21 protein-coding genes are annotated in these 23,421 nt (G+C 73.7%); 5 read left to right on the top strand and 16 right to left on the bottom strand.

What is annotated here, in order from left to right; translation table 11 throughout:
- Positions 1 to 8 precede the first annotated feature (8 nt).
- The 3 genes from AB0H37_RS11525 to AB0H37_RS11535 all read right to left on the bottom strand — a co-directional run bounded on the left by AB0H37_RS11525 (position 9) and on the right by AB0H37_RS11535 (position 3,977).
- The gene (locus tag AB0H37_RS11525) at positions 9 to 1,298 is read right to left on the bottom strand and encodes an ABC transporter substrate-binding protein (RefSeq protein ID WP_229810320.1); all 1,290 of its coding nucleotides are present in this window, start codon (positions 1,296 to 1,298) and stop codon (positions 9 to 11) included.
- An 86-nt stretch (positions 1,299 to 1,384) separates the two neighbouring features.
- Positions 1,385 to 2,614: a sn-glycerol-3-phosphate ABC transporter ATP-binding protein UgpC gene (gene ugpC / locus AB0H37_RS11530; RefSeq protein WP_329090356.1), complete on the bottom strand. Its 1,230-nt coding sequence runs from the start codon at positions 2,612 to 2,614 to the stop codon at positions 1,385 to 1,387.
- A 253-nt stretch (positions 2,615 to 2,867) separates the two neighbouring features.
- Entirely contained in the window at positions 2,868 to 3,977 is a 1,110-nt protein-coding gene (locus AB0H37_RS11535; RefSeq protein WP_229810319.1) for a Xaa-Pro peptidase family protein, read from the bottom strand.
- A 97-nt stretch (positions 3,978 to 4,074) separates the two neighbouring features.
- On the opposite strand from AB0H37_RS11535, the gene AB0H37_RS11540 reads away from it, so the two are divergent.
- The 3 genes from AB0H37_RS11540 (at position 4,075) to AB0H37_RS11550 (ending at position 7,447) form a co-directional block, all read left to right on the top strand.
- Positions 4,075 to 4,995 carry a 5'-3' exonuclease gene (locus AB0H37_RS11540; protein ID WP_179835139.1) on the top strand — a complete coding sequence of 307 codons (921 nt, stop codon included), beginning with the start codon at positions 4,075 to 4,077 and terminating at the stop codon, positions 4,993 to 4,995.
- 205 nt (positions 4,996 to 5,200) lie between these two features.
- Positions 5,201 to 5,926 (top strand): Crp/Fnr family transcriptional regulator, encoded by a 726-nt coding sequence (locus AB0H37_RS11545; protein ID WP_179835140.1) that lies wholly within the window; start codon positions 5,201 to 5,203, stop codon positions 5,924 to 5,926.
- Between the two features lie 102 nt (positions 5,927 to 6,028).
- Positions 6,029 to 7,447 (top strand): RNB domain-containing ribonuclease, encoded by a 1,419-nt coding sequence (locus AB0H37_RS11550; RefSeq protein WP_360612320.1) that lies wholly within the window; start codon positions 6,029 to 6,031, stop codon positions 7,445 to 7,447.
- A 37-nt stretch (positions 7,448 to 7,484) separates the two neighbouring features.
- On the opposite strand, the gene AB0H37_RS11555 is transcribed toward AB0H37_RS11550, so the two are convergent.
- The 5 genes from AB0H37_RS11555 to nirB form a co-directional block, all read right to left on the bottom strand.
- Entirely contained in the window at positions 7,485 to 7,673 is a 189-nt protein-coding gene (locus AB0H37_RS11555; protein ID WP_089313228.1) for a hypothetical protein, read from the bottom strand.
- A 150-nt stretch (positions 7,674 to 7,823) separates the two neighbouring features.
- A complete protein-coding gene (locus tag AB0H37_RS11560) occupies positions 7,824 to 8,480 on the bottom strand; it encodes a biliverdin-producing heme oxygenase (RefSeq protein ID WP_329090350.1) in 657 nt (218 codons plus the stop codon).
- A 14-nt stretch (positions 8,481 to 8,494) separates the two neighbouring features.
- On the bottom strand, positions 8,495 to 9,694 hold the full coding sequence (locus AB0H37_RS11565) for an amidohydrolase family protein (protein ID WP_360612321.1): 1,200 nt from the start codon (positions 9,692 to 9,694) through the stop codon (positions 8,495 to 8,497).
- 25 nt (positions 9,695 to 9,719) lie between these two features.
- Positions 9,720 to 11,192: an FAD-dependent oxidoreductase gene (locus AB0H37_RS11570; protein WP_329090346.1), complete on the bottom strand. Its 1,473-nt coding sequence runs from the start codon at positions 11,190 to 11,192 to the stop codon at positions 9,720 to 9,722.
- Complete coding sequence (nirB, locus tag AB0H37_RS11575) at positions 11,189 to 13,690, bottom strand: nitrite reductase large subunit NirB (RefSeq protein WP_360612322.1); 2,502 nt, start codon at positions 13,688 to 13,690, stop codon at positions 11,189 to 11,191. Before nirB ends, AB0H37_RS11570 begins: the two co-directional genes overlap by 4 nt.
- A 183-nt stretch (positions 13,691 to 13,873) precedes the next feature.
- Between nirB and AB0H37_RS11580 the strand changes: the two genes are divergently transcribed.
- Positions 13,874 to 14,680, top strand: a complete 807-nt coding sequence (locus tag AB0H37_RS11580; RefSeq protein WP_360612443.1) for an NAD-dependent protein deacetylase — start codon at positions 13,874 to 13,876, stop codon at positions 14,678 to 14,680.
- Between the two features lie 18 nt (positions 14,681 to 14,698).
- On the opposite strand, the gene AB0H37_RS11585 is transcribed toward AB0H37_RS11580, so the two are convergent.
- The 6 genes from AB0H37_RS11585 to AB0H37_RS11610 form a co-directional block, all read right to left on the bottom strand.
- On the bottom strand, positions 14,699 to 15,406 hold the full coding sequence (locus AB0H37_RS11585) for a DUF4142 domain-containing protein (protein WP_360612323.1): 708 nt from the start codon (positions 15,404 to 15,406) through the stop codon (positions 14,699 to 14,701).
- A gap of 98 nt (positions 15,407 to 15,504) precedes the next feature.
- Positions 15,505 to 15,984, bottom strand: coding sequence for a MarR family transcriptional regulator (locus AB0H37_RS11590; protein ID WP_179835145.1), 480 nt, complete (start codon positions 15,982 to 15,984; stop codon positions 15,505 to 15,507).
- A 64-nt stretch (positions 15,985 to 16,048) separates the two neighbouring features.
- Positions 16,049 to 16,201: a hypothetical protein gene (locus AB0H37_RS11595; RefSeq protein ID WP_360612324.1), complete on the bottom strand. Its 153-nt coding sequence runs from the start codon at positions 16,199 to 16,201 to the stop codon at positions 16,049 to 16,051.
- 132 nt (positions 16,202 to 16,333) lie between these two features.
- Positions 16,334 to 17,167, bottom strand: a complete 834-nt coding sequence (locus AB0H37_RS11600; protein ID WP_329090337.1) for an ABC transporter permease — start codon at positions 17,165 to 17,167, stop codon at positions 16,334 to 16,336.
- Positions 17,164 to 18,132, bottom strand: a complete 969-nt coding sequence (locus tag AB0H37_RS11605) for an ATP-binding cassette domain-containing protein (RefSeq protein WP_179835148.1) — start codon at positions 18,130 to 18,132, stop codon at positions 17,164 to 17,166. Before AB0H37_RS11605 ends, AB0H37_RS11600 begins: the two co-directional genes overlap by 4 nt.
- A 178-nt stretch (positions 18,133 to 18,310) precedes the next feature.
- Positions 18,311 to 18,670: a hypothetical protein gene (locus AB0H37_RS11610; protein ID WP_179835149.1), complete on the bottom strand. Its 360-nt coding sequence runs from the start codon at positions 18,668 to 18,670 to the stop codon at positions 18,311 to 18,313.
- Positions 18,671 to 18,872: 202 nt separating this feature from the next.
- On the opposite strand from AB0H37_RS11610, the gene AB0H37_RS11615 reads away from it, so the two are divergent.
- Complete coding sequence (locus AB0H37_RS11615; RefSeq protein ID WP_360612325.1) at positions 18,873 to 19,709, top strand: oxygenase MpaB family protein; 837 nt, start codon at positions 18,873 to 18,875, stop codon at positions 19,707 to 19,709.
- On the opposite strand, the gene AB0H37_RS11620 is transcribed toward AB0H37_RS11615, so the two are convergent.
- Positions 19,706 to 22,474 (bottom strand): DEAD/DEAH box helicase, encoded by a 2,769-nt coding sequence (locus AB0H37_RS11620; protein ID WP_360612326.1) that lies wholly within the window; start codon positions 22,472 to 22,474, stop codon positions 19,706 to 19,708. The two genes, AB0H37_RS11615 and AB0H37_RS11620, sit on opposite strands and share 4 nt — an antisense overlap.
- Positions 22,475 to 22,512: 38 nt before the next feature.
- Positions 22,513 to 23,376 (bottom strand): twin-arginine translocase subunit TatC, encoded by an 864-nt coding sequence (gene tatC / locus AB0H37_RS11625; protein WP_329090328.1) that lies wholly within the window; start codon positions 23,374 to 23,376, stop codon positions 22,513 to 22,515.
- Between the last annotated feature and the right edge of the window lie 45 nt (positions 23,377 to 23,421).

The raw sequence follows: 23,421 nt of genomic DNA on the forward strand, positions 1-23,421 counted from the left end.
CCTAGGCCCTACTTGTACGCCTTGGCCGCCTCGGCCTCCAGCTTGGCCTGCGTGCCCTTGACGTCGGTCGGGTTCTGCACGAACTGGCGCAGCGCCTCCCACTCCCCCTTGCCGGGCGTGGCGCCGAACGCGGCGGGCGCCAGGTCGGACATGTCGTAGCGGGCGGCGTCGCCGGCCTGCTGGAGCTGGGTGATCAGCTGCTTGGCGATCGGGTCGGAGTAGGCGTCGGGCTTGACGTTCTTGTTCGGCGTCAGGTAGCCGCCGAGCCCGGCCCACACCGTGCCCGCCTCGGGCGAGGCGAGGTACTTCATCAGCTCCTGCGCGCCCTTGCCGTCCTTGAGCGCGACCGCGACGTCGCCGCCGAGGATCGCCGGGGCGGTGTCGCCGGCCTTCGGGAACGCGAACACCTTGGCGTCCGTGCCGACCTTGGCCTTGGTGGTGCCGATGTTGGCGGCGGCGAAGTCTCCGCCGTAGACCATGGCGGCCTTCTGCTGGCCGAACACCTGGGTGACCGACTCGTCGAACTTGGTCTTGGTCGCGGTCGCGACGCCGCCGTTCAGGTAGTCGGGCTTGCCCCAGATCTCGGCGAGCGTCTGCAGCGCCTTGCCCACGCTCGGGTCGGTCCACTTGATCTCGTGCTTGGCGAGCTTGTCGTAGTTGTCCGGCCCCGCCTGCGACAGGTAGACGTTCTCGAACCAGTCGGTCAGCGTCCAGGAGTCCTGCGGCCCCGCGGCGAGGGTGAACGGGGTGGTGCCCGCGTCCTGCAGCGTGCCCGCCGCCTTGGTCAGGTCGGCCCACGCCGCCGGCGGCTGGACGCCGGCCTCGTCGAGCGCCTGCGGCCGGTACCACAGGATCGACTTGTAGGCGGCCTTGACGATCACGCCGTAGGTCTTGCCGTCGGAGGAGCCGAGCTCCTTCCAGTACGGCGCGAAGTTCTGGCCGACCTGCGAGACCACGTCGTCGCCCAGGGGCTTGAGCGCCCCCTTGCCGGCGTACTGCTGCATCAGGCCCGGCTGCGGCAGGATCGCCACGTCCGGCGGGTTCTTGGCCTCGATGCGCGGGCCGAGGTAGGCGTCGGTGTTCTCACCGGTGGAGGCGTAGTTGACCTTCGCCCCGGTCTTCTTCTCGAACGCCTGCAGGACCTTGCGGAAGTTCGTCTCCTCCGGGCCGGTCCACTTGGCCGCGACCTCGATGGTGGTGCCCTTCAGCTCACCCCCGCCGGAGGGCGACGACCCGTCCCCGTCCTTGTCGTCGCCGCCGCACGCGGCCGCCGCGGACAGGAGCAGTCCCGCCGCCACGGCGGCTCCCGTCGCGCGCCTGCCGAAGCCGGCGGAGCGGTGTCGGGGGGTGCGGGGGGAGGTCCCCCCACCGGCAAAGCTGACCCTCATTCTTCATCCTCCCTGGCCGGAGCGGCGTCGCCTGTTCCCCAGATCGACGCGCCGGACTCGATATCGAAGAAGTGCAGGCGGCCGGTGTCGACGCGGATCGTCACCGGGTCGCCCACCTTCACGCGGGTGCGCGGGCTGAACCGCGCGACCAGGTCCGTGCGGGGGCTCTCCAGGTTCCCCAGCACGTCGGTCCCCGCGTCGCGCGCGAGCTCCTTGGTGTCCTCGGTGACGACCTGGGACGCCTCGATCGCGAAGTGCACCAGCACGTCCGAGCCCATCGCCTCCACGAGGTCGGCGGTGGAGGCCAGCCCGGACCCCTCGGGCGCCTCCACGAGCTCGGAGTCCTCCATGTCCTCGGGGCGGATGCCGACGACGACGTCGCCCCCGAGGTGGGACGCCAGGGCCGGGCGCGCGGTCAGCACCTCGGCCGGGAGCGTCAGGGTCTGGCCGCCGATCTCCAGGCGCGGGTTCTCCGCGTCGCCGGACAGCGTGCCCTGGATCAGGTTCATGGCCGGTGAGCCGATGAATCCGGCGACGAACAGGTTCGCCGGCCGGTCGTAGAGCTCCTGCGGCGCCGCGACCTGCTGCAGCCGCCCCTTCTTCATCACCGCGACCCGGTCGCCGAGCGTCATCGCCTCGGTCTGGTCGTGGGTGACATAGACGGTGGTGACGCCGAGGTCCCGCTGGAGGCGGGCGATCTCGGCGCGCATCTGCACGCGCAGCTTGGCGTCGAGGTTGGACAGCGGCTCGTCCATCAGGAACGCCTGCGGCTCCCGGACGATCGCGCGGCCCATGGCGACGCGCTGCCGCTGCCCGCCCGACAGGTTGCGGGGCTTCTTGTCCAGGTAGTCGGTCAGGCCCAGGGTCCGCGCGGCCTTGTCGACCTTCTCGCGGATCTCGGCCTTCGGCAGCTTGCGCAGCGACAGCCCGAAGCCGATGTTGTCGCGCACCGACAGGTGCGGGTAGAGGGCGTAGCTCTGGAACACCATCGCGACGTCGCGGTCCCGGGACGGCACCCGGTTGACGACCCGCCCGCCGATCGTGACCTCGCCCTCGGAGATGTCCTCCAGCCCGGCGACCATCCGCAGCGCGGTGGTCTTGCCGCAGCCCGACGGGCCCACCAGGACGAGGAACTCCCCGTCGGCGATGTGGAGGTTCAGGTCGGTCACGGCCCGCGTGCCGTCGGGATAGACCTTCCCGACGCTGGTCAGGTCGACCTCTGCCACGGCGTCTCCTCTTCGTCACGGCACGTCGATGCGGAAGAACATGACTTACTCCCGCGTAACAGTGCAACAAGGAGGTACAGGCCCGGACACCCCGATCGCAACCGGCGGGGGCACGGTCTGACCCATTTGATACAGAGATCGTTACCGAGCCGTTTCCGTCTCAATTTGCGCTGCCCGAAAACAGCACGTGGGCATGGACGCGAACCGTCCATGCCCACGTGCGACCGGGCGGCCCCGGCGCTGCGGACCTGCGTCAGTCCACGATCACCAGCCCGCGCTCGGTGACGTTCATCGGCGTGTGGCCGTCCTCGGTGCACACGACGATGTCCTCGATGCGGGCGCCGTGCGGACCGGGGTAGATGCCGGGCTCGATCGAGAACGCCATCCCGGGCTCCAGCGGCTCGCGGTTGCCGGCGACGATGTAGGGGTCCTCGTGCGACTCCAGCCCGATGCCGTGGCCGGTGCGGTGGAAGAAGTGCTCGCCGTGCCCGGCGGCGGCGATGATGTCGCGGCCCGCCGCGTCCACCGCCTCCGGCGTCACGCCCGGCCGCACGGCCGCGCAGGACGCCCGCTGCGCCTCCTCCAGAACCGCGAAGTACGCGCGGTAGTCGGCGGGCGGCTCGCCCACGCAGTAGTTGCGGGTCGAGTCCGAGCAGTAGCCGCTCGGCATCGTCCCGCCGATGTCGACCACCACGGGCTCACCGGGACGGATGACCCGGTCCGACAGCTCGGCGTGCGGGTTGGCGCCGTTCGGGCCGGAGCCGACGATGACGAAGTCGACCTGCGCGTGCCCCTCGGCGATGATCGCGTCGGCGATGTCGCGGCCGACCTCGCGCTCGGTGCGCCCGGCCTTCAGCAGGCCCGGGACCCGGCGGTGCACCCGGTCGATCGCCTCCCCCGCCTCGCGCAGCGCCGCCACCTCCGCGGCGCTCTTGCGGATCCGCAGCTCCCGCAGCACGCCCCCGGCCGCGACCTGCTCGGCGCCGGGCATCGCGCCGCGGAACCGCAGCGCCATCACCGCCCACATCCGGTCGGCGACGCCGACGCTCCCCACGTCCCGCGGGAGGCGGCGAGCCACCAGCGCGTACGGGTCGTCGGTCTCGTCCCACGGCACCAGCTCGACGCCGAGCGACCCCGCCGGCGACTCCTGCGCGGCGGGCAGCTCCAGCCTGGGGACGACCAGGAACGGCTCGCCGCCGGCCGGGACCACCAGGCAGGTGAGCCGCTCCAGCTGCTTGGCGTCGTACCCGGTGACATACCGCAGGTCGGGGCCGGGCGTCAGCAGCACCGCCCCGAGGCCCGCCTTCGCCGTCGCCTCGCGCACCAGTCCGACACGCTCACGCGGATACAACTCCGTTGTCACATCCGTCTCCATATCCTCGATCCTCTCAGTGGCCGGTACCAGGATCCCAGGAGCGTCCGGGCGCCGCCGACCCGGCCCGCGTGGCAGCATGTGCCCCATGAGCGGGCTGATGCTGCTGGACACGCCGTCGTTGTACTTCCGCGCCTTCTTCGGGGTGCCCGAATCGGTGACGGCCCCCGACGGGACGCCGGTGAACGCGGTGCGCGGGCTCGTCGACATGATCGCCCGGCTCGTCCAGGACCGGCGGCCGGAGCGGATCGTGTGCTGCATGGACGCCGACTGGCGGCCGGCGTTCCGGGTGGAGGCGCTGCCCTCCTACAAGGCGCACCGGGTGGCCGAGGACGGCGGCGACCAGACGCCCGACGCGCTGGAGGCCCAGCTCCCGGTCATCGAGCAGGTGCTGGACGCCTTCGGGCTGGCGCGCGCGGGCGTCCCCGGCTACGAGGCCGACGACGTCATCGGGACGCTCGCCGTTCGCGGCGCGGCCGACGGGCCGGTCGACATCGTGACCGGGGACCGCGACCTGTTCCAGCTCGTCGACGACGGCGGCCCCGTCTGCGTCCTGTACACCGCGCGGGGGATCCGGAACCTGCAGGTGATGGGCGAGAAGGAGGTCGCGGCCAAGTACGGCATCCCTGGCCGGGGCTACGGCGACTACGCCACGCTGCGCGGCGACCCGAGCGACGGGCTGCCCGGCGTGCCCGGGGTCGGCGACAAGACCGCCGCCGCACTCGTCACCCGGTTCGGATCGGTCGAGGGAATCCTCGCGGCGCTGGACGCCGGCACCGACGAGGGGTTCCCGGCGGGCGCGCGCCGCCGGATGGAGGCGGCCCGCGAGTACCTGGCCGCCGCCGAGACGGTCGTGCGGGTCGTCACCGACATCGACGCCCCCGAGCTGTCGGGCCTGGAGGACCGGCTGCCCGCCGAGCCGCGGGACGCCGAGGCCCTCGTCCGGCTCGCCGACACGTGGAACCTGTCCGGCCCGGTCAACCGCCTCCTGAACGCGCTCCCCCGCTGACCGCCGATTTCACTGCAATTTGCGCCGAGAGTGTCAGATGACACAGACAGCGCGGTCCCCGGCGTGCAGCATGCGGAGCGGTGAGGGGTTCTCATAGGCACATGCAGGCGACCGGTACCCGCGGCACTCGGGCCTCAACGCCCCACTCCCCCCGATTGCCGTGGGTACCGGTTCATCCGAGCCCCGGACCGGAGACGGACGTGCCGTGAGCGAGCGGACCAGACCCCGCGGCGGCCTCGCCGCGGGCCCCGGCGGCGGATTCTGGGCCGCGCTGGACGGATCGGAGCGCGCGGCGCTCCGGGCCGCCGGGCGGGCCCGGAGCTACCAGCCGAGGACGCCCCTGTGCTACCAGGGCGACGATTCCGACCACATCATCGTCATCGAGTCGGGCTGGGCGAAGGTCACCTGCGCCGGCGAGGACGGCCGGGCGGTCGTGCTCGCCGTGCGCGGGCCCGGCGACCTGGTCTGCGAGAGCGCGGTGCTCGGCGGCCGCGAGCGGTCGGCGACCGTGCAGGCGCTCGACCACGTCCGGGCGCTGATCGTCCCGGCGGCCCGGTTCACCGCCTTCCTGGACGCCCACCCGCGCGTGTGGCGGCTGGTCAGCGGCACGTTCGTGCGGCGGCTGGACGACGCCGACCGCAGGCTGCGGGCGCACGTGTCGGCGCAGGGCGCCCGGCGGCTGGCGATCCTGCTGGCGGGCCTGGCCGACCTGTCGGCCCGGCACGCCCCGCCCGCCGCCGGCGGGGCGATCGCGATCGGGCCGCCGCTGTCCCAGGAGGAGCTCGGCAGCTGGATGGACGCCTCACGGGAGACCGTCGCGCGGGCGCTGTCCACGCTGCGGCGCGAGGGGCTGGTCAGCACCGGCTGGCGCAAGATCACCGTGGAGGACCCGCCGGGGCTGCGCGCGTTCGCGGACTTCCTGGACGAATGAGGCCGGCCCGGCCGGCGGGACCCGTCCCGGGTGCCGGGCCCGGCACCTTTACATTGTAGATTCACAGCAGGATCGCCGGTTTCGTCCCGTACGCTCGGTGGTGTGCCGCGCCGACCGCTGCGACTGCATACCGCCGAGGCCGACGCCAAGGTCCGCGCGGGGCTCGACCGGATCCGCGCCGAGTTCTCGGTGCCCGGCGCGTTCCCGCCCGCCGCCCTCGCCGAGGCCGCCGCGTCCGCGCCGCCCTCCAACGGCCGTGTGGACCTGCGCGACGTCCCGTTCTTCACCCTGGACCCGCCCGGCTCGCTCGACCTCGACCAGGCGATGCACCTGGAGCGGCGCGGGTCCGGGCACCGGGTGCGGTACGCGATCGCCGACGTGGCCGGGTTCGTCCGGCCGGGCGGCGCGCTCGACGCCGAGGCTCGCTCCCGCGGCGTGACGCTCTACCTGCCGGACGCGAACGCGCCGCTGCATCCGCGCCCCCTGTCGGAGGGGAGCGCGAGCCTGCTGCCCGGCCGGGAGCGCCCCGCCGTGGCGTGGACGATCGACATCGACGACGCCGGGCGGATCACCGGCGTGGACGTGCGGCGCGCCCTCGTGCGCAGCCGCGACCGGCTCGACTACGCCACCGCCCGCCGCGGCGACGGCGACCCGCGGATCGCGCTGCTCGGCGAGATCGGCGAGCGGCTGATCGCGGCGGAGGCCGCGCGGGGCGGTGTGAGCCTGCCGCTGCCCGAGCAGGAGGTCGTGCACGCGGGCGGCGGCTGGGCGCTGAAACTGCGCGGCGACCTGGTGACCGAGGCGTGGAACGCGCAGATCTCGCTGCTGACCGGGCGGGCCGCGGCCCGGCTGATGCTGGACGGCGGCGTCGGGCTGCTGCGCACCATGGCGCCCGCGCCCGCCGAGGCGGTCGAGCGGCTGCGGCTGGCGGCCCGGGCGCTCAAGGTCTCCTGGCCCGGTGACGCCCCCTACGGGGACATCGTCCGCGCCCTGGACCCGGCGCTCCCCCGGCACGCGGCGTTCCTGCACGACGCGGCGGGGCTGATGCGCGGCGCCGGCTACACCGCCTTCGACGGGGCGCCGCCGGAGCAGGCCGCGCACGCCGCCGTCGCCGCCCCGTACGCGCACGTCACCGCGCCGATCCGGCGGCTGGCCGACCGGTACGCCACGGAGGTGTGCCTGGCGCTGGCGGCGGACCGCCCCGTCCCGGGATGGGCGCGGGAGGCGCTGCCCCGCCTGCCCGAGGCGATGCAGCGGGCGCTGCGCCGCGGCGCGGACATCGACCACGCGTGCGTCGACCTGGTCGAGGCGCTGCTCCTGCGCGACCACGTCGGGGACGTGTTCGACGCGGTGGTGGTGGACGTGAACGGCGACCGCACCGGCGGGCGCGTCCAACTGGTGGCGCCGCCGGTGTTCGGTCGCTGCGAGGGGGAGGATCTGCCGCTGGGCGAGCAGGTCAGAGTTCGGCTGGAGGAGGCGGACCCGGCGCGGCGCCGGGTCCGCTTCTCCCGTGCGTCGTGAGCCCCGCCCACCGCGGCCCGGCGGGCGGGGCGGGCGGTCACCGGCGGCCGCGGCGGCGCGGCCGCCAGTTCGTGGAGGCGCCGGTGCCGACGCCGCCGAGGTGCAGGGCGATCAGCAGCAGGCCGAGGACGGTCAGGGTGCTGTTGTTGATGGCGTCCGAGGAGATGTCGGCCAGGTCGAACAGCAGGGCAAGTGCGAAGACGATCGCGGCGACGATCGCGAGCATGTCGGCCTCCGTGGGGGTCGGGGGCCCACAGCGGGCCCCTCGGCTGCCTACCGGATCTCCTCCAGCCCGCCCCCGAAACCGCGCACCCTTTTCGGCCGACCGATATTCGAATTGCGACCTTTTTGGGCGTTCGCGCCGGTCAGCGGCCGGTCACGCGGCGTCGCGGCGCAGGTGCTCGTCCAGTTCCGCGGTGAGGGCGGCGTTGAGCCGGTAGGCGGCCTTGACCTCGCCGATGACGCGGGCCTGCTCCGCGGCGTCCCACGGGGCGGCGTCCAGCATCCGGCGGTAGCGGTCCTTGTAGGCCTTGGGCTTGCCGGGGAAGCGGTAGAAGCGGACGCCGTCGTCCCCGGCGGACAGCTCCAGCGTCTTGCGGACCTGGAGCCCGATGTACTGGCCGCCGGACAGATCACCCAGGTAGCGCGTGTAGTGGTGGGCCACGAACCCGCCCGGCCAGTCGAAGCACACCTCGCGCAGCCGGTCGCAGTAGCGCGCCGTCGAGGCGTTCGGCTCGACGCGCGAACGCCAGCCGGGCCCGTAGAAGTAGGCCAGGTCGGCCTCCAGCGCCTCGCGGCGGCGCAGGCCGGGAAGGTCGAAGGCGCCGGCGACGGGGTCGGAGGCCATCCGGTCGGCCGCCCGCTCCAGCAGGTCGTAGACCGGATGGAGCTGCGCCACCAGCACGGCGTACTCGTCCCGCGCGAGCCGGCCCTCGACGAGCGCGCTCATGTAGTCCGAGGTCTCGTTGTCGCCGTGGTCGCTCCAGGTCGCGGCGCGCAACCGCGCGGAGAACGGCTCTTTTTCCGACGCCATGTCGGCTACCTTACCTACGGCCCGTCGGGAACGTCCAGCCCGCCGGCGAGCGCGGCGCGGGCGCGCTCGGTCATGCGGACGACCTCGCGGCGCACCTGCGGGCGCTCGGTGAGCCGCTCGCCGAACGGGATCCGGACCGGGTGCTCGACGCCGCCGTCGGCGACGGCGAACTCGATGCCCTCGGCGTCCAGGCCCGTCATCCGGGCCGCGGTCGCGCCGGGGCGCCCGCCGAGCGCGCGGCAGATCGTCAGGCAGTCGGCGGCGTGGTCCTCGTTCATGTGCCGCGTGATCTGCCGCACGACGTCGTCGGTGAAGGGGCCCGCGTCGGGCATGCGATGGTCCTCTCGGGTGGACGGCGGGACGGTCAGGCCCTTGTAGACCTGGAGGGCGTTGCCGGCCAGGACGAGCGCGAGGGTCTCCTCGTCCAGGCCGAGGGCGGCGATGGCACGGGCGTTGCGGGCGATGCCGGGCACGCCGGGCCAGTCGGTGCCGAAGACGAACTTGCGTGCCAGGCGCCGCAGGTCGTGCCGGGCGTAGTACTCGGGGAGCCGGCGGGGCGGCAGCCCGGACAGCTCGATCCACACCCTTTCGCGGGAGAGCGCCAGGAACGCGGCGGCGTCGTACCACCATCCGCGCCCGCCGTGGGCGAGGACGAACGTCAGACCCGGGAACAGCCGCAGCACGTCGTCGACCGCGGTGGGGTCGGCGTACCGGTTGGCCGAGCCGGGGAACGAGCTCGTCCCGCAGTGCACGACGACCGGGACGCCGGCGTCGCGGCACACCTCGTAGGCGGGGTAGAGCTCGGGATCGGCGAGGCCGAACCCGCCGTGCACCGGGTGCAGCTTGAGCGCGACGGCGCCGAACCCGAGCTGCCGCTCGACCTCGGCGCCGATCGGATAGTGCAGGTGCGGGTTGACGTTGGCGATCGGCCTGAAGCGCCGCGGGTTGTACTCCAGGAGGGGCCGCAGGTCCTCGATGGGCTGCGTGCCGGTGGTCCGCGGGCTGTACTCGCACAGCAGCAGGGCGACGTCGACGCCCTCGTCCTCGAAGTAGGCGTCGACCCGCTCGGGCACGAGCGCGCCGCCCTCGTCGTAGAGGTCCTGCCAGGGATGGGACGAACCGAACTCCTCGGCCCAGCTCCGCCAGGCCGGGCGGAGCGTGGGCAGCCGGGCGGCGTGCACATGCGCGTCGATCAGCGGGCGTCCGTCGAGCATGCGGCGGAGCCTACCCGCCGCACCCTCAAGCGACGTCCACGGTGTCCTGCTCCTCCAGCCAGGCGACGATGCCCTCGACGGCGGACCGGCAGCTGCCGCAGCCGGTGCTCGCCCGGGTGCCCCGCGCGACGGCGTCGGCCGTGCGGGCGCCGCTCTGCCAGCAGGCGCGGATCTGGCCCTTGCTGACGTTGTTGCACTGGCAGACGGTCGCCGCGTCCGGCATCCGCACCGGCGACTCGGCCTCGGGCGCCGCGCCGACGCCGGGGAACAGCAGGCCGAGGCGCTCGGCGGGCAGCGGCGAGGCCCGGTCGTAGAGCTGGGTGAGCGTCCCGGCGGTGGAGGTCTCGCCGAGCAGGATCGCGCCGATCAGCCGCCCGTCCCGGATCACGGCCTTCTTGTAGGTGCCGCGCGCCGCGTCGGTGAACCGGACGACCTCCACGTCCTCGTCGTCGTCGCCGAAGTGGGTCTCCCCCATGGACGCCAGCTCGATCCCGGCGGCCTTGAGCCGGGTGATCTGGCGGGCGCCGGTGAACCGCGCCGCGGGGTCGGTGCCGGCGAGCAGGCCGGCGAGCACGCCCGCCTGCTCCCACGCGGGCGCCACCAGCCCGTACACCTCGTCGCGGTGCTCGGAGCACTCGCCGATGGCGCGGACGGCCGGATCGGTGACCGACCGCAGCTCGTCGTCGACGATCACGGCCCGGCCGACGGCCAGGCCCGCGTCCCGGGCCAGGCCCACCTCCGGCCGGACGCCGCAGGACAGGACGACCAGGTCGGCGTCGACGACCTCCGTCCCGCCGCCGGGCAGGGCCAGCTCGACGCCGGTCACCGCGCCGCCGGCGGTGCGCAGCCCCGTGACGGCGGCCTGCAGCCGGGTGCCGATGCCGAGGGCCGCCAGCGTGCGGGCCAGGACCCGCCCCGCGGCCGGGTCGAGCTGGCGCTCCATGAGGTGCCCGGCCAGGTGCAGGACGGTCACCTCCAGGCCGCGGCCCGTGAGCCCGCGCGCGGCCTCGATGCCGAGCAGGCCGCCGCCGACGACCACCGCGCGGCGCGCCGACTCGGCCAGGGCGGAGATGCGGCGGCAGTCCTCCAGGGTGCGGAACACCTCCGCGCCGCGCGGCAGGCCGTCCTCCAGGCCCGGCATCGGCGGGACGAACGCGGTGCTGCCGGTCGCGAGGACGAGCGTGCCGTAGGGGGTGACCGTCCCGTCCGAGGCGTGCACCGTCCGCGCCGCGCGGTCGATGCGGGTGACCTCGACGCCGAGACGGGCGTCCACGCCGTGGGAGGCGTACCAGGCGGCGTCGACCAGGCTGATGTGGTCGGGCCGCGTCTTCCCTGCGAGGACGTTCGAGAGCAGGATCCGGTTGTAGGGGCGCTGCGCCTCCGCGCCGAACACCGTCACGGGCGTCGCGGCGTCCCGGGACCGCAGTTCGTCCACGAGCCGGGAACCGGCCATGCCGTTGCCGATGACGACCACGCGCGCCGCGTCCACGGGGTTCACCGCTTCACCTCCAGCGGGAGGGGCTTGATCTGGTCGCGCTCGACCTCGAAGGCGATGCTCGGGTCGGGGGTCTGCGGGGCGTTGACGAACGAGACGAACCGGCGGAGCCGCTCGGGATCGTCCAGGGTGTCGCGCCACTCGTCGGAGTAGGACGCGACGTGGCGGTCCATGGCCGCGTCGAGGTCGGCGCAGATGCCGAGCCGGTCGTCCACGATGACCTCGCGCAGATAGTCCAGGCCGCCGTCCAGGGACTCCAGCCACCCGGCGGTGCGCTGCAGCCGGTCGGCGGTGCGGATGTAGAACATCAGGAACCGGTCGATGCAGGTGAGCAACTCCTCGTCGGTGAGGTCGGTGGCGAACAGGTCCGCGTGCCGGGGCCGCATGCCGCCGTTCCCGCCGAGGTAGAGGTTCCAGCCGTTCTCGGTGGCGATGACGCCGAAGTCCTTGCTCTGCGCCTCGGCGCACTCGCGGGCGCAGCCGGACACGGCCGACTTCAGCTTGTGGGGTGCGCGCAGCCCCCGGTAGCGCATCTCCAGCCGGATCGCCATCGCGGCCGAGTCCTGGACGCCGTAGCGGCACCAGGTGGAGCCCACGCACGACTTCACCGTGCGCAGTGCCTTGCCATAGGCGTGGCCGGACTCGAACCCGGCCTCGACGAGCCGCCGCCAGATCTCGGGCAGCTGCTCGACGCGGGCGCCGAACAGGTCGATCCGCTGGCCTCCGGTGATCTTGGTGTAGAGGCCGAAGTCGCGCGCCACCTCCCCGATCACGATGAGCCTCTCGGGGGTGATCTCCCCGCCGGGGACCCGCGGGACGACCGAGTAGGTGCCGTTCTTCTGCAGGTTGGCCAGGAAGTGGTCGTTGGTGTCCTGCAGCGCCGCCTGCTCGCCCTCCAGGATGTGGCCGTTGCCGAGGCTGGCGAGGATGGAGGCGACGGCGGGCTTGCAGATGTCGCAGCCGCGGCCCGTCCCGTGCTCCTGGACGAGCTGGGTGAAGCTCGCGACGCGCCCGGCCCGGACGATGTCGAACAGCTCGGCGCGGCTGTAGTCGAAGTGCTCGCAGATCGCCTTGCTGACCTCGATGCCCGCGGCGGTCAGCTCGGCGTCCAGGATCCGCTTCACCAGCGGGACGCAGCTGCCGCAGCTCGTCCCGGCCCGGGTGCGGTCCTTCACGCCGGCCACGTCGGTCAGGGAGCACTCGGCGACCGCGCAGCGGATCCCCTCGGCGGTGACGTTGTTGCAGGAGCAGATGACCGTCGCGCCGGGAAGGTCGCCGCCCGCCGCCTCGGTACCGCCGAAGAGCATCTGCTCGGGCGCGCCGGGCAGGCTGCCGCCGACGTGGGCGCGGAGCGTGCCGTAGGACTCGGCGTCGCCGACGAGGACGCCGCCGAGCAGCGTCCGCGCGTCGTCGCTGACGAGGAGCCGCTTGTAGACCCCGGCGACGGGGTCGGTGTAGGTGACGCCGAGCGCGCCCTGCTCGGGGCCGGCGAACGGGTCGCCGAAGCTGGCGACGTCGACGCCCATCAGCTTGAGCTTCGTCGACATGTCCGCGCCCTCGAACACCGCCGTGCTCGCGGGGGACAGCAGCCGGTCGGCGACCACCTCGGCCATCGAGAAGCAGGGCCCGACCAGCCCGTACACCATGCCGCCGACCAGGGCGCACTCGCCGATCGCGAAGACGGCGGGGTCCTCGGTGCGGCAGGAGGCGTCCACCACGATCCCGCCGCGCTCCCCCACCGGCAGGCCGCAGCCGCGGGCCAGTTCGTCGCGCGGGCGGATCCCGGCGGAGAACACCACGACCTCGGCGTCGAGCACCGTGCCGTCCTCCAGGACGACGCGCCGGACCGAGCCGTTCTCCCCCGCCTCCAGGGCGCGCATGGGGGTGCCCGCGTGCACGGCCATGCCGAGCGCCTCGATGTGGCGGCGCAGCATCGCGCCGCCGCCCTCGTCCAGCTGGCGCGGCATCAGCCACGGCGCCACCTCCACGACGCCGCTGCGCAGGCCGAGGCCCTGGATCGCGCGGGCCGCCTCCAGGCCGAGCAGGCCGCCGCCGACGACGGCGCCGGTGGTCCTGCCCCGCGCGTACGCGCGGATCGCGTCCAGGTCGTCGATCGTGCGGTAGACGAAGACACCCGGCAGGTCCCCGCCCTCGACCGGCGGGACGAACGGGGAGGACCCCGTGGCCAGGACGAGCGCGTCGTAGGGGACGGCGCGCCCCGCCGAGGTGGCGACCGTCCGGGCGGCGCGGTCGATCCCGGTGACCCGCTCCCCGGTCCGCACGGCGACTGCGCCGTCGTGCGCCGGGTAGGCCAGGTCGGCGCCCTCCAGATGCGTCGTCAGCGCCACCCGGTCGTAGGCGGCGCGGGGCTCCTCGCCGATCACGGTGATCGTCCACGTGCCGGCGGCGTCGCGCTCGCGCACCGCCTCCACCAGTCGGTGCGCGGCCGGCCCGTGGCCGGCGACGACCAGGCGCTTGTCCGGTCTGCTGTCGGCTCCCATGGGCCCGATCCTCGGCGGCCCGTATTACTTGGAGGGATCTTCGCTGTCACCCCCGCGTTAAGTGGCCCTCACAGCCGGCCCGCCCGCGAGGCCGGACGGGCCGGGCGCACCGGACCCGCCACGGTCGTGCACCATGGAAGGGTGACGGAGGTTGTGGGGAACGGGACGCGTGCCGGCCTGCCGATGCTGGCCGACCTCGTCTCGGACGGCGACGTGGTGGTGCTGAGCGGCGCGGGGCTGTCGACCGAGTCGGGCATCCCCGACTACCGCGGCGAGACGGGCCGCCGGCGGCGCGCGGCGCCGATGACCTACCAGGCGTTCATCGGGAGCGAGGCGGCGCGGCGCCGCTACTGGGCGCGCAGCCACCTCGGCTGGCGGCACATCGCGCGGGCCCGTCCGAACGCCGGGCACGGCGCGGTCGCCGAGCTCCAGCGGCGCGGCCTGCTGGCGGGGATCATCACCCAGAACGTCGACGGGCTCCAGCAGGCCGCGGGCGCGCGCGAGGTGATCGAGCTGCACGGCGCGCTGGACCGCGTCGTCTGCCTGTCCTGCGGCGAGCGGTCGGCGCGCGAGCGGCTGGACGAGCGGCTGCGCGAGGCCAACCCCGGCTGGACGGCCCGCGCCGAGACGATCAACCCCGACGGCGACGCCGTCCTGCGCGACGAGGCCGTCGAGACGTTCCGGACCGTGGGCTGCGAGCGGTGCGGCGGCGCGCTCAAGCCCGACGTGATCTTCTTCGGGGAGAACGTGCCGCCCGCCCGCGTCGGGGACTGCTACGTGCTGACGGAGCGGGCGGGGGCGCTGCTGGTGCTGGGGTCGTCGCTGACGGTGCTGTCGGGCTACCGGTTCGTCCGGCACGCGGCGCGGCACGGCGTCCCGGTGGCGATCGTCAACCGCGGCGCCACCCGGGGCGATCCGCACGCGCTCGTCACGCTGGACGCCCCGCTCGGCGCGGCCCTGGGCGAACTGATCGCCGAGCTGCCCGCCTGACCGCGGATCGCCCCCGGCCTACTGCCCGCCCAGCAGTGAGGTCGCCGCCGGCGCCGGGCTGTGGGAGTGGCCGGGGTCCCCGGGCGGGGGCGCGCCGGTGGCCTGGGGCGGGTCGGGCAGCATGTCGCCGGTGACGAATCCGGTGCCCTCCAGAAGCCTCATATGGGTGCGGACGAACGTCTCGCACTGCTCGGAGAAGCTCCGCACGAGCGTGTTGCGGGTGCTGCCGCGGACGGCGGCGATCGCCGGGTAGATCTGCCCGTGCGCCATCCGCAGCCGGGCGACGGCCGTCCGGTCGTAGTCGTTGCCCGACTTTCCAGTGATCTCCGACATCCAGCTCTGCTGGTCCGGGGTGGGCTGGTTCGGCAGCGGGACGTTCAGCTTCGCGGCGATGGCGCGGTCCAGCTCGTCCAGCCGGGCGTGCTGGCGGGCGATCTCGCCGAGGTTGCGGCGGGTCGCGGCCCGCGCGGCGCGGCGCTCGGCCTCCCGGCCGACGGGGATCTCCCAGAGCCCCGCCTGCCGGACCCGTACGACGAGGTCCCGGTCGGCGGGGCCGAGCGGCCCCCACGGGGTGTCGACGGTGGACTGGCCCGCGTTCTGGGCGTTCGCCTGCGGCGCCACGGCGCCGCCGTCGGCGGCCTGGCGGCCGATCGGCGTGCAGGCGCCGAGGAGCAGCGCCGCGGCGAGGCCGCACGCCGCCGCGACGACCGGTCGGGGTTCTCGCATCCGCCGCCGCCTTTCGGTCGAGGGGAGGGGCGTCGATGCGCAGTACGCACGTCCGGGCGGGCGGGTTCGACCGGGAGCGGACCGGTTCGGGCCGGGCCTCAGGTCCAGCCGAGCAGGGCCAGGGAGGTGACCGGCGGTTCGCCGCCGGCCTCGGTGAAGGCGCGCAGGGCGTCCACGAGGGCGCGCCGCTGCCCGGCCGGCATCCGGGACACCACCGCGGCGATGTCGGCGCGGCGGCGGGCGGTCACGTCGTCGACGATGCCGCGCCCGGCCGGAGTGAGCTGGATGCGGACCTCACGGCCGCTGTCCGGGCTGGCCTGCCGGTCCACCAGACCGGCGGCGGCCAGCCGGTCCACCATCCGCATCGCGGTCGAGGGGTTGACCTCCAGGAGCCCGGCGAGCGTCACGAGTTTGGCCGGCCCCTGCGAGGACAGCACCACCAGGAGCCGGAACTGCGGCAGCGTGACGGCGCCCTCCGCCGCGGCCAGGGAGCGCACCGAGACCGCCACCAGCAGGCGGGACGCGGTCAGCAGCGCCGAGGTCACCGCATCGACGCCGTCGTCGTGCCGCTCGTTCATGACGACTTTCTACAGGGACCGGTCCCGCGTCCGCCAACGCGGTCCGGGACCGGTCCGCAGCCGGTCACCGGCCCTCCTCGTCCGGGAGGAGGTCGGCGAGATGGCGCAGGCGGCCGGCGGTGCCCGCCTCGATCCGCGTCCCGCAGGAGAACCCGTCGGCGAGCGGTCCTGTGAAGGGCCTTCGGGCGGGAGTCCTGGGCACGGGGGCGACCTGCATGCCCTCCCACTACCCGGGGACCCGCCGTTACTCGGAGCCCGCTGGGGGAATCGTTACGGTCTTGACCTCTTTACGCCTGACCCGTCCGGGCCGCCCCGCAGGCGGCCCGGACGGGCCGGACGGCTCCGGCGGCTAGGCGTCGCGGCGCTTGAGCAGGACCGCGCCGATGGCGAGCAGCAGGCCCGTCCAGAGCGCGAAGACCCCGAACCCCTGCCAGGGGGTCAGCAGGTCGTCGGTGCCCTGGCGGGACTTGGCGATCAGCTGGCCGGCCTCGGACGGCAGGTAGGCGTGGATGTGGTCGCCGATGCTGCCGGGCAGGAGCGTGGCGAGGGGCGCCAGCACCAGCACGAACCCGATGACGCCGGTGATGCCTCCGGCGGGGTGCCGCACGATGGCGCCGATCGCGAGAGCGAACAGCCCGAGCATCGCCAGGTACAGGCCGCCGCCGATGACGGCGCGCAGCACGCCCTCGTCGGCCAGCGACACCTGCACCTTGTCCCCGATCAGCGCCGAGCCGATGAAGAACGAGACGAACGACACCGCGACGCCGAGGACGAACACGACCGCCCCGAACACCAGGGCCTTGGCCCACAGCACAGGCAGCCGCCGCGGCACCGCGAGCAGGCTCGCGCGGATCATGCCGGTGGAGTACTCCGAGGCGATCACCAGCACGCCGAGCACGCAGATGGTCAGCTGGCCGAGGAAGAACCCGCTGCCGAGGATGAAGCCGGTCGGGTCCGCGACGACCGAGGCACGGTCGGCGGGGTTGGTGTTGTCCCACTGGGCGACGGTGAGGCCCACCAGCAGCGCGGTGAAGCCGAGGTCCACGACGACGAGCAGGATGAGCGTCCACAGCGTGGACCGCACGGTGCGGATCTTCGTCCACTCCGAGAGGAGCAGCCGCCCGAAGCCGGGGCGCGGGTGGGCCGCGGGGTCCGCGGCGGGCGTGGTGGTGGCCGTGGTCATCGGGTCTCCCCCTCCTCGACGGGGACCGCGCTCGGGGGAGGGACCGTGTCCGGGACGGGCGCGCCGCCTCCGCCGTACTCGACGCTCTCGCGGGTCAGTTCCATGAACGCCGTCTCCAGCGAGCCGCGGGTCGGGGTGAGCTCGTGCAGGACGATGCCCCCGGCCGCGGCGAGCTCCCCGACGCGGGGCGCCTCCATGTGGGTCACGTTGAGCAGCCCCTCGCCGTCCGGGAAGGCCTTGCCCCCCTCGGCGGTGACGAGGTCGGCGAGGCGGGCCGCGTCCGGGCTGCGGACGATCACCGCCTTCTCGGTGCTGCGCTCGATGAACTCCTCGGTGGAGCAGTCCGCGATCAGCCGGCCGCGGCCGATGACGATGAGGTGCTCGGCGGTGACGGCCATCTCGTTCATCAGGTGGCTGGAGACGAACACCGTGCGCCCTTCGGCGGCGAGCCGCTGCATGAGCGTGCGGATCCAGACGATGCCCTCGGGGTCGAGGCCGTTGACGGGTTCGTCGAGCACGAGCACGGACGGGTCGCCGAGCAGCGCCGCGGCGATGCCGAGCCGCTGCCCCATGCCGAGCGAGAAGCCGCCGGCGCGCTTGCGGGCCACGCCGGCGAGGCCGACGAGCTCGACCACCTCGTCGACGCGCTTCTTGCCGATGCCCTGCGTCTGGGCGAGGCACAGCAGGTGGTTGTAGGCGCTGCGCCCGGTGTGCACGGCCCGCGCCTCCAGCAGCGCCCCGACGACGCGCAGCGGCGCGTTCAGGTCGCGGTAGTGGCGGCCGTGGATCCGGGCGTCCCCGCGGTCGGGCCGGTCCAGGCCGAGCAGCAGCCGCATGGTGGTCGACTTCCCGGCGCCGTTGGGGCCGAGGAACCCGGTGACCCGCCCGGGGACCACCGTGAATGACAGGTCGTCCACGGCCGTCCTGTCGCCGTAGCGCTTGGTGAGGTTCTCCGCCTCGATCATGCCTCTCCCGGCGTCTCTCGGTGAGTGATCCGTGACCGGAATCACACTAGCGCCCCGCCGCTCCGGACGGATCCTCCTTGGAGCCGATCCGTCACCCACCGGCTGGGCGCGCCGCGCCGGGGGCGCAGACGGCGAGGCGCCCTCCCCGAGCCGGGAGGGCGCCTCGCCAGGGGGAACGTCAGGCGGCGACCCCGTCGGCGGCGTTGATGTCCTTGTGGAACCGCTTGTGCACGTACAGCTTCTCGCCGAGAGTCTCGCAGCGCCACCACAGCCCGCTCGGCGGGCCGATCCGGGTGCCCCGGGGCAGCTCCCGCAGGACCTCGTTGACCGGCGTCATGCGCAGCCGCCCGGACCGGCAGACGAGGATGCGCCGGTCCGTCACCACGACGACCCGGTAGGCGTTGCTGAAGATGATGATCCAGTACGAGAGCAGGGCGAAGTACTGGCTCGTGGTCTGAGCGCCGAACACCGCCTGGATGTTCTCACCCGGCTGCAGGGCGTGGGCCGCGTTGGCGCCCATCTTGTCGCGGATGGCCACGGTCGGGGCCTTTCTCGTGATCCGATGAAACGCCTGATTGTGCCATCGACAGCCGTCACATACGACATTTCTCTCAGGTTTGGTAACCGATGCTCTCTTCATCCTCCGCGCCGGGCCACCGGACCGGAATCCGGCACGTTATTGACCATCTGCCAATAGGTGCGCGAGGATGACCGGGCACGATCCGACCCCGGGAGGCGCCGTGACCGCCCCGTCCCAGATCACGCCCGACCGCCTCGCCGACCGCGACGTGCTGCGGGCCCTGGCCGCCGAGCCCCTGGTCGGCCTCGCGGCCGGCCGGGCCCTGCTCATGCAGCTCGCCCACCCGGCCGTGGCGCGCGGCGTCGCCGAGCACAGCGACTTCGCCGAGCGCCCCCTGGCGCGGCTGTTCGGCACCCTCGACTTCCTGCTGATCGTCACCTTCGGCACGCCGGAGCAGGTGGCGCGCATCGCGGCGAAGGTGCGCGGCATCCACACGACCGTCCGCGGCGAGGACTACTCCGGCAACGACCCGGACCTGCAGCTCTGGGTCAACGCGACCCTCATCGACTCGGCCCTGCACGTCTACGAGCACGTCATGCGGGGCGGCGAACCCGGCCTGGCCGAGGCCTACTACCGGCAGGCGCGGGTCGTCGCCGAGGTCCTCGGCTGCTCCCTGGAGACGCAGCCGCCCGACCTGGCCGCGTTCCGCGCCTACATGGCCGACACGCTCGCCGCCCTGGAGGTCACCGGCACCGCCCGAGAGGTCGCCGACGCGGTCCTGTGGCCCCGCCGCCTGCGCGTCCTGGCCCCCGCGCTCGCGGTCTTCCGCCTCCTGACGGCCGCGCTCCTGCCCGACGAGCTGCGGGGCCAGTTCGGCCTGCCGTGGACCCCCGCCCGCCGCCGGACGGCCGGCGCGCTCCTGCGGACGGCCCGCCTCGGCCACCGCCTGACCCCCGCCTGGCTGAGGCGCCCGCCGGAGCCCCTGCTGGTGCGGCTGGCCACCTTCCGCGTGGACCGGACGCTCTCGGCCCGGCGGGCGCGGCGCCGCGCCGCCTAGGCGACGGAGGAGTAGGCGACGACGCCGCGGCGCATGGCGTCCATGGCGCGGCGGGCGGTCTTGCGGATGTGGCTGTTGGGCGGCGCGGCGTCGGCGACCTGGCCGAGAAGGTCGAGCAGCTGCTTGACGGCCCGCACGAAGTCGCCCGCGGTGAGGTCGCTCTCCATCAGCACCTCGTCGAGGTCGTCGCCCTTGGCCCACCGGTAGGCGGTCCACGCGAAGCCGAGGTCGGGCTCGCGCAGGAAGGAGACGCGGTTGTCGCGCTCGACGCCCTCCAGCACGCCCCAGAGCCGCACCATGGCGGCCAGCGCGTCCTGCGCCGGGCCGGGGGGCGTGCGGGGCGGAGTGGCGTCGTCGGGCTGCCGCGACTCGTAGACGAGGGCCGACACGCACGCGGCCAGCTCGGCCGGGCCGAGCTTCTCCCACACGCCCTCGCGCAGGCTCTCGGCGGTGAGCAGGTCCAGCTCGTTGTAGATGCGGCCGAGGCGGCGGCCCTCGGCGGTGACGGAGTCGCCGTCGAGGTAGCCGAGCTGCTGCAGGACGGCGCAGACGCGGTCGAACGTGCGGGCGATCACCTGGGAGCGGCCCTCGACGCGGCGCCGGAGCTGCTCGGTCTCGCGTTCCAGGCGGTGGTAGCGCTCGGCCCAGCGGGCGTGGTCCTCGCGCTTGTCGCAGCCGTGCACCGGGTGCCGCCGCAGCTCGGCGCGCAGCCGGGTGATCTCGGCGTCGTCGACGGCGGGCGAGTCGGCGCGCGAGCGCTTGCGCTCGCGCACGTCGTCGGGGACCTTGTTGCGCAGCGTGGACGCCAGGTCGCGGCGGTCCTGCGGGTTGCGGGGGCTGAAGGACTTCGGGATGCGGATCCGCTCGACGGGCTCGACGGCGCGCGGGAAGTCCTGGATCGACAGCCGCTGCACCGACCGGTTCACGGTCAGCACGAGCGGCGCGGGGCCGTCGGAGCGGCGGCCGACGCCCGGGTCGAGGACGACGGCCAGGCCCGAGCGCCGCCCGGACGGGACGAGGATGACGTCGCCCGGACGCAGCCGCTCCAGGGAGCGGGCGGCCTCGGCCCGGCGGGCCCCGGCGCGCTCGCGCGAGAGCTCGGACTCGCGGTCCGACAGCCGCCGCCGCATCGCGGCGTACTCCATGAAGTCGCCGAGATGGCACTCGGCGGCCTTGGCGTAGCCCTGCAGGGCCTCCTCGTTCTTGTGCACCTGCCGGGCCAGGCCGACGACGGCGCGGTCGGCCTGGAACTGCGCGAACGACTCCTCCAGGAGCGTGCGGGCCCTTTCGTTGCCGACGGCGCCGACCAGGTTGACGGCCATGTTGTAGGACGGCCGGAAGCTGGAGTTCAGCGGGTAGGTGCGGGTGCCGGCCAGCCCGGCCACGGACGCGGGCTCGACGTTCGGGCCCCACACCACGACGGCGTGGCCCTCGACGTCGATGCCGCGCCGTCCGGCGCGCCCGGTGAGCTGGGTGTACTCGCCCGGGGTGAGGTCGACGTGGGCCTCGCCGTTCCACTTGTCCAGCTTCTCGATCACCACGGTGCGGGCGGGCATGTTGATGCCGAGCGCGAGCGTCTCGGTGGCGAACACGGCCTTGATCAGCCCGCGGGTGAACAGCTCCTCGACGATCTCCTTGAACGTGGGGAGCATCCCGGCGTGGTGGGCGGCGACGCCGCGCTCCAGGGCCTCCCGGAAGTCGCCGTAGCCGAGGATCCGCAGGTCCTCCGTCGCGATGTCGGCGGTGCGCAGCTCGGCGTGCGCGCGGATCTCCTCGGCCTCCTCCTTGGAGGTCAGCCGGATCCCGGCGTGCAGGCACTGCAGGACGGCGGCGTCGCAGCCGGCGCGGCTGAAGATGAACGTGATCGCCGGGAGCAGCCCGGCGCGCTCCAGCCGCTCGATCACATCAGGCCGGGCGGGCGGCCGGAACCGCTGCGGGCGCGGGGCCCGGCGGCGGCCGGTGCGGCGCCCCTGGTTGACCTTGGCGCGCCGGACCTCCTCCACCGCCATCCGGGTCAGCTGCGGGTTCAGCCTGGCCTGCCGGTCGCCGCCCTTGCCGGTGTCGACGAACAGGTCGTACAGCCGCGTCCCCACCAGCATGTGCTGGAACAGCGGGACGGGGCGGTGCTCGTCCACGATCACCGCGGTGTCGCCGCGGACCTCGTGCAGCCACTCGCCGAACTCCTCGGCGTTGCTGACGGTCGCCGACAGCGCCACGATCCGCACCGAGTCCGGAACGTGGATGATCACCTCTTCCCAGACGGCGCCGCGGAACCGGTCGGCGAGGTAGTGCACCTCGTCCATCACGACGAACGCCAGCCCGGCGAGGGTCTGGGAGCCCGCGTACAGCATGTTCCGCAGGACCTCGGTCGTCATGACGACGATCGGGGCCTCCCCGTTGACGCTGTTGTCGCCGGTGAGCAGGCCCACCTTCTCCGGGCCGTACCGGCGGACGAGGTCGGCGTACTTCTGGTTCGACAGCGCCTTGATCGGCGTGGTGTAGAAGCACTTGGTGCCGCCGGTCAGGGCGAGGTGGACCGCGAACTCCCCCACCACCGTCTTCCCGGAACCGGTCGGGGCGGCGACCAGCACGCCGCTGCCGTCCTCCAGTGCCTGGCACGCCTCCAGCTGGAACGCGTCGAGCTCGAAGTCGTACAGCGTCCGGAAGTCCAGCAGGGCCGGGCCGTTCCCGCCGGTGCGCCTGCGGTAGGCGGCGTAGCGCTGGGCCGGGCTCTGTCCGGCCGACGTGGTGTCGGGGGTGGTCATACCATCGAGCCTACGGTTTCGACCGGCCCGATACCCAATCAGCGGGCCCGGTCGCCCTTCTCCAGCTCCGCGTCGATCGATTCGAGGTCGAGGGGCGAGACCTCGTCGTCGGCCAGGCCCGCGTACGGGTCGGGGCGGCGGGCCCGCCTGCGGTCGTTGAAGAAGGCCAGCAGCGCGGCGATCTCGAACAGCAGGACGGTCGGCAGCGCGAGCGCGAGCATCGTGAACGGGTCGGCGCTCGGCGTGGCGACCGCCGCGAAGACGAAGATCCCGAACAGGATCAGCCGCTGGGACCGGCGGATCCGCGACGAGCTCAGCACGCCCGCCATGTTCAGGACGACCACGAACAGCGGGAGCTCGAACGTCAGCCCGAACACCAGCAGCATCGTCAGCACGTAGCTGAGATAGCTGTCGACCGTGATCAGGGGCTTGACGTCGTCGGCGACGAACCCCAGGAAGATCGCCAGGCCCTTGTCGACGGTCAGGTACGCCAGACCGGTGCCGACGAAGAACAGCGGGACGGCTGCGCCGATGAAGACGTACGTCCAGCGGCGCTCCCGCTGGTACAGGCCCGGCGCCACGAACGCCCAGAGCTGGTACAGCCAGACCGGCGCGGAGATGACCCCGCCGATGATGCAGGAGATCTTCAGCTTCAGGAAGAACGAGGAGAAGATCCCGTTCACGAACAGGGAGCACTGGTCCTTGTCGACCACGTGCGACTGGGGCAGCGAGCAGTACGGCTGCTTGAGGAAGTCCCAGACCGGGTCGAACAGCAGCCAGCCGAGGACCGCGCCCACCACGAAGGCCAGCACGGCCTTGATCAGCCTGTTCCGCAGCTCACGGAGGTGCTCCATGAGGGGCATGCGGCCGTCGGGGGCGGCGTCGCGCCTGTTCAGCTTCATCGTCGGCATTCGGCTCGGGGGTCGCGGGGCGGGGTGGTCGTGGCC

It is taken from the genome of Actinomadura sp. NPDC023710 (assembly GCF_040639875.1).
Lineage (GTDB): Bacteria > Actinomycetota > Actinomycetes > Streptosporangiales > Streptosporangiaceae > Spirillospora > Spirillospora citrea.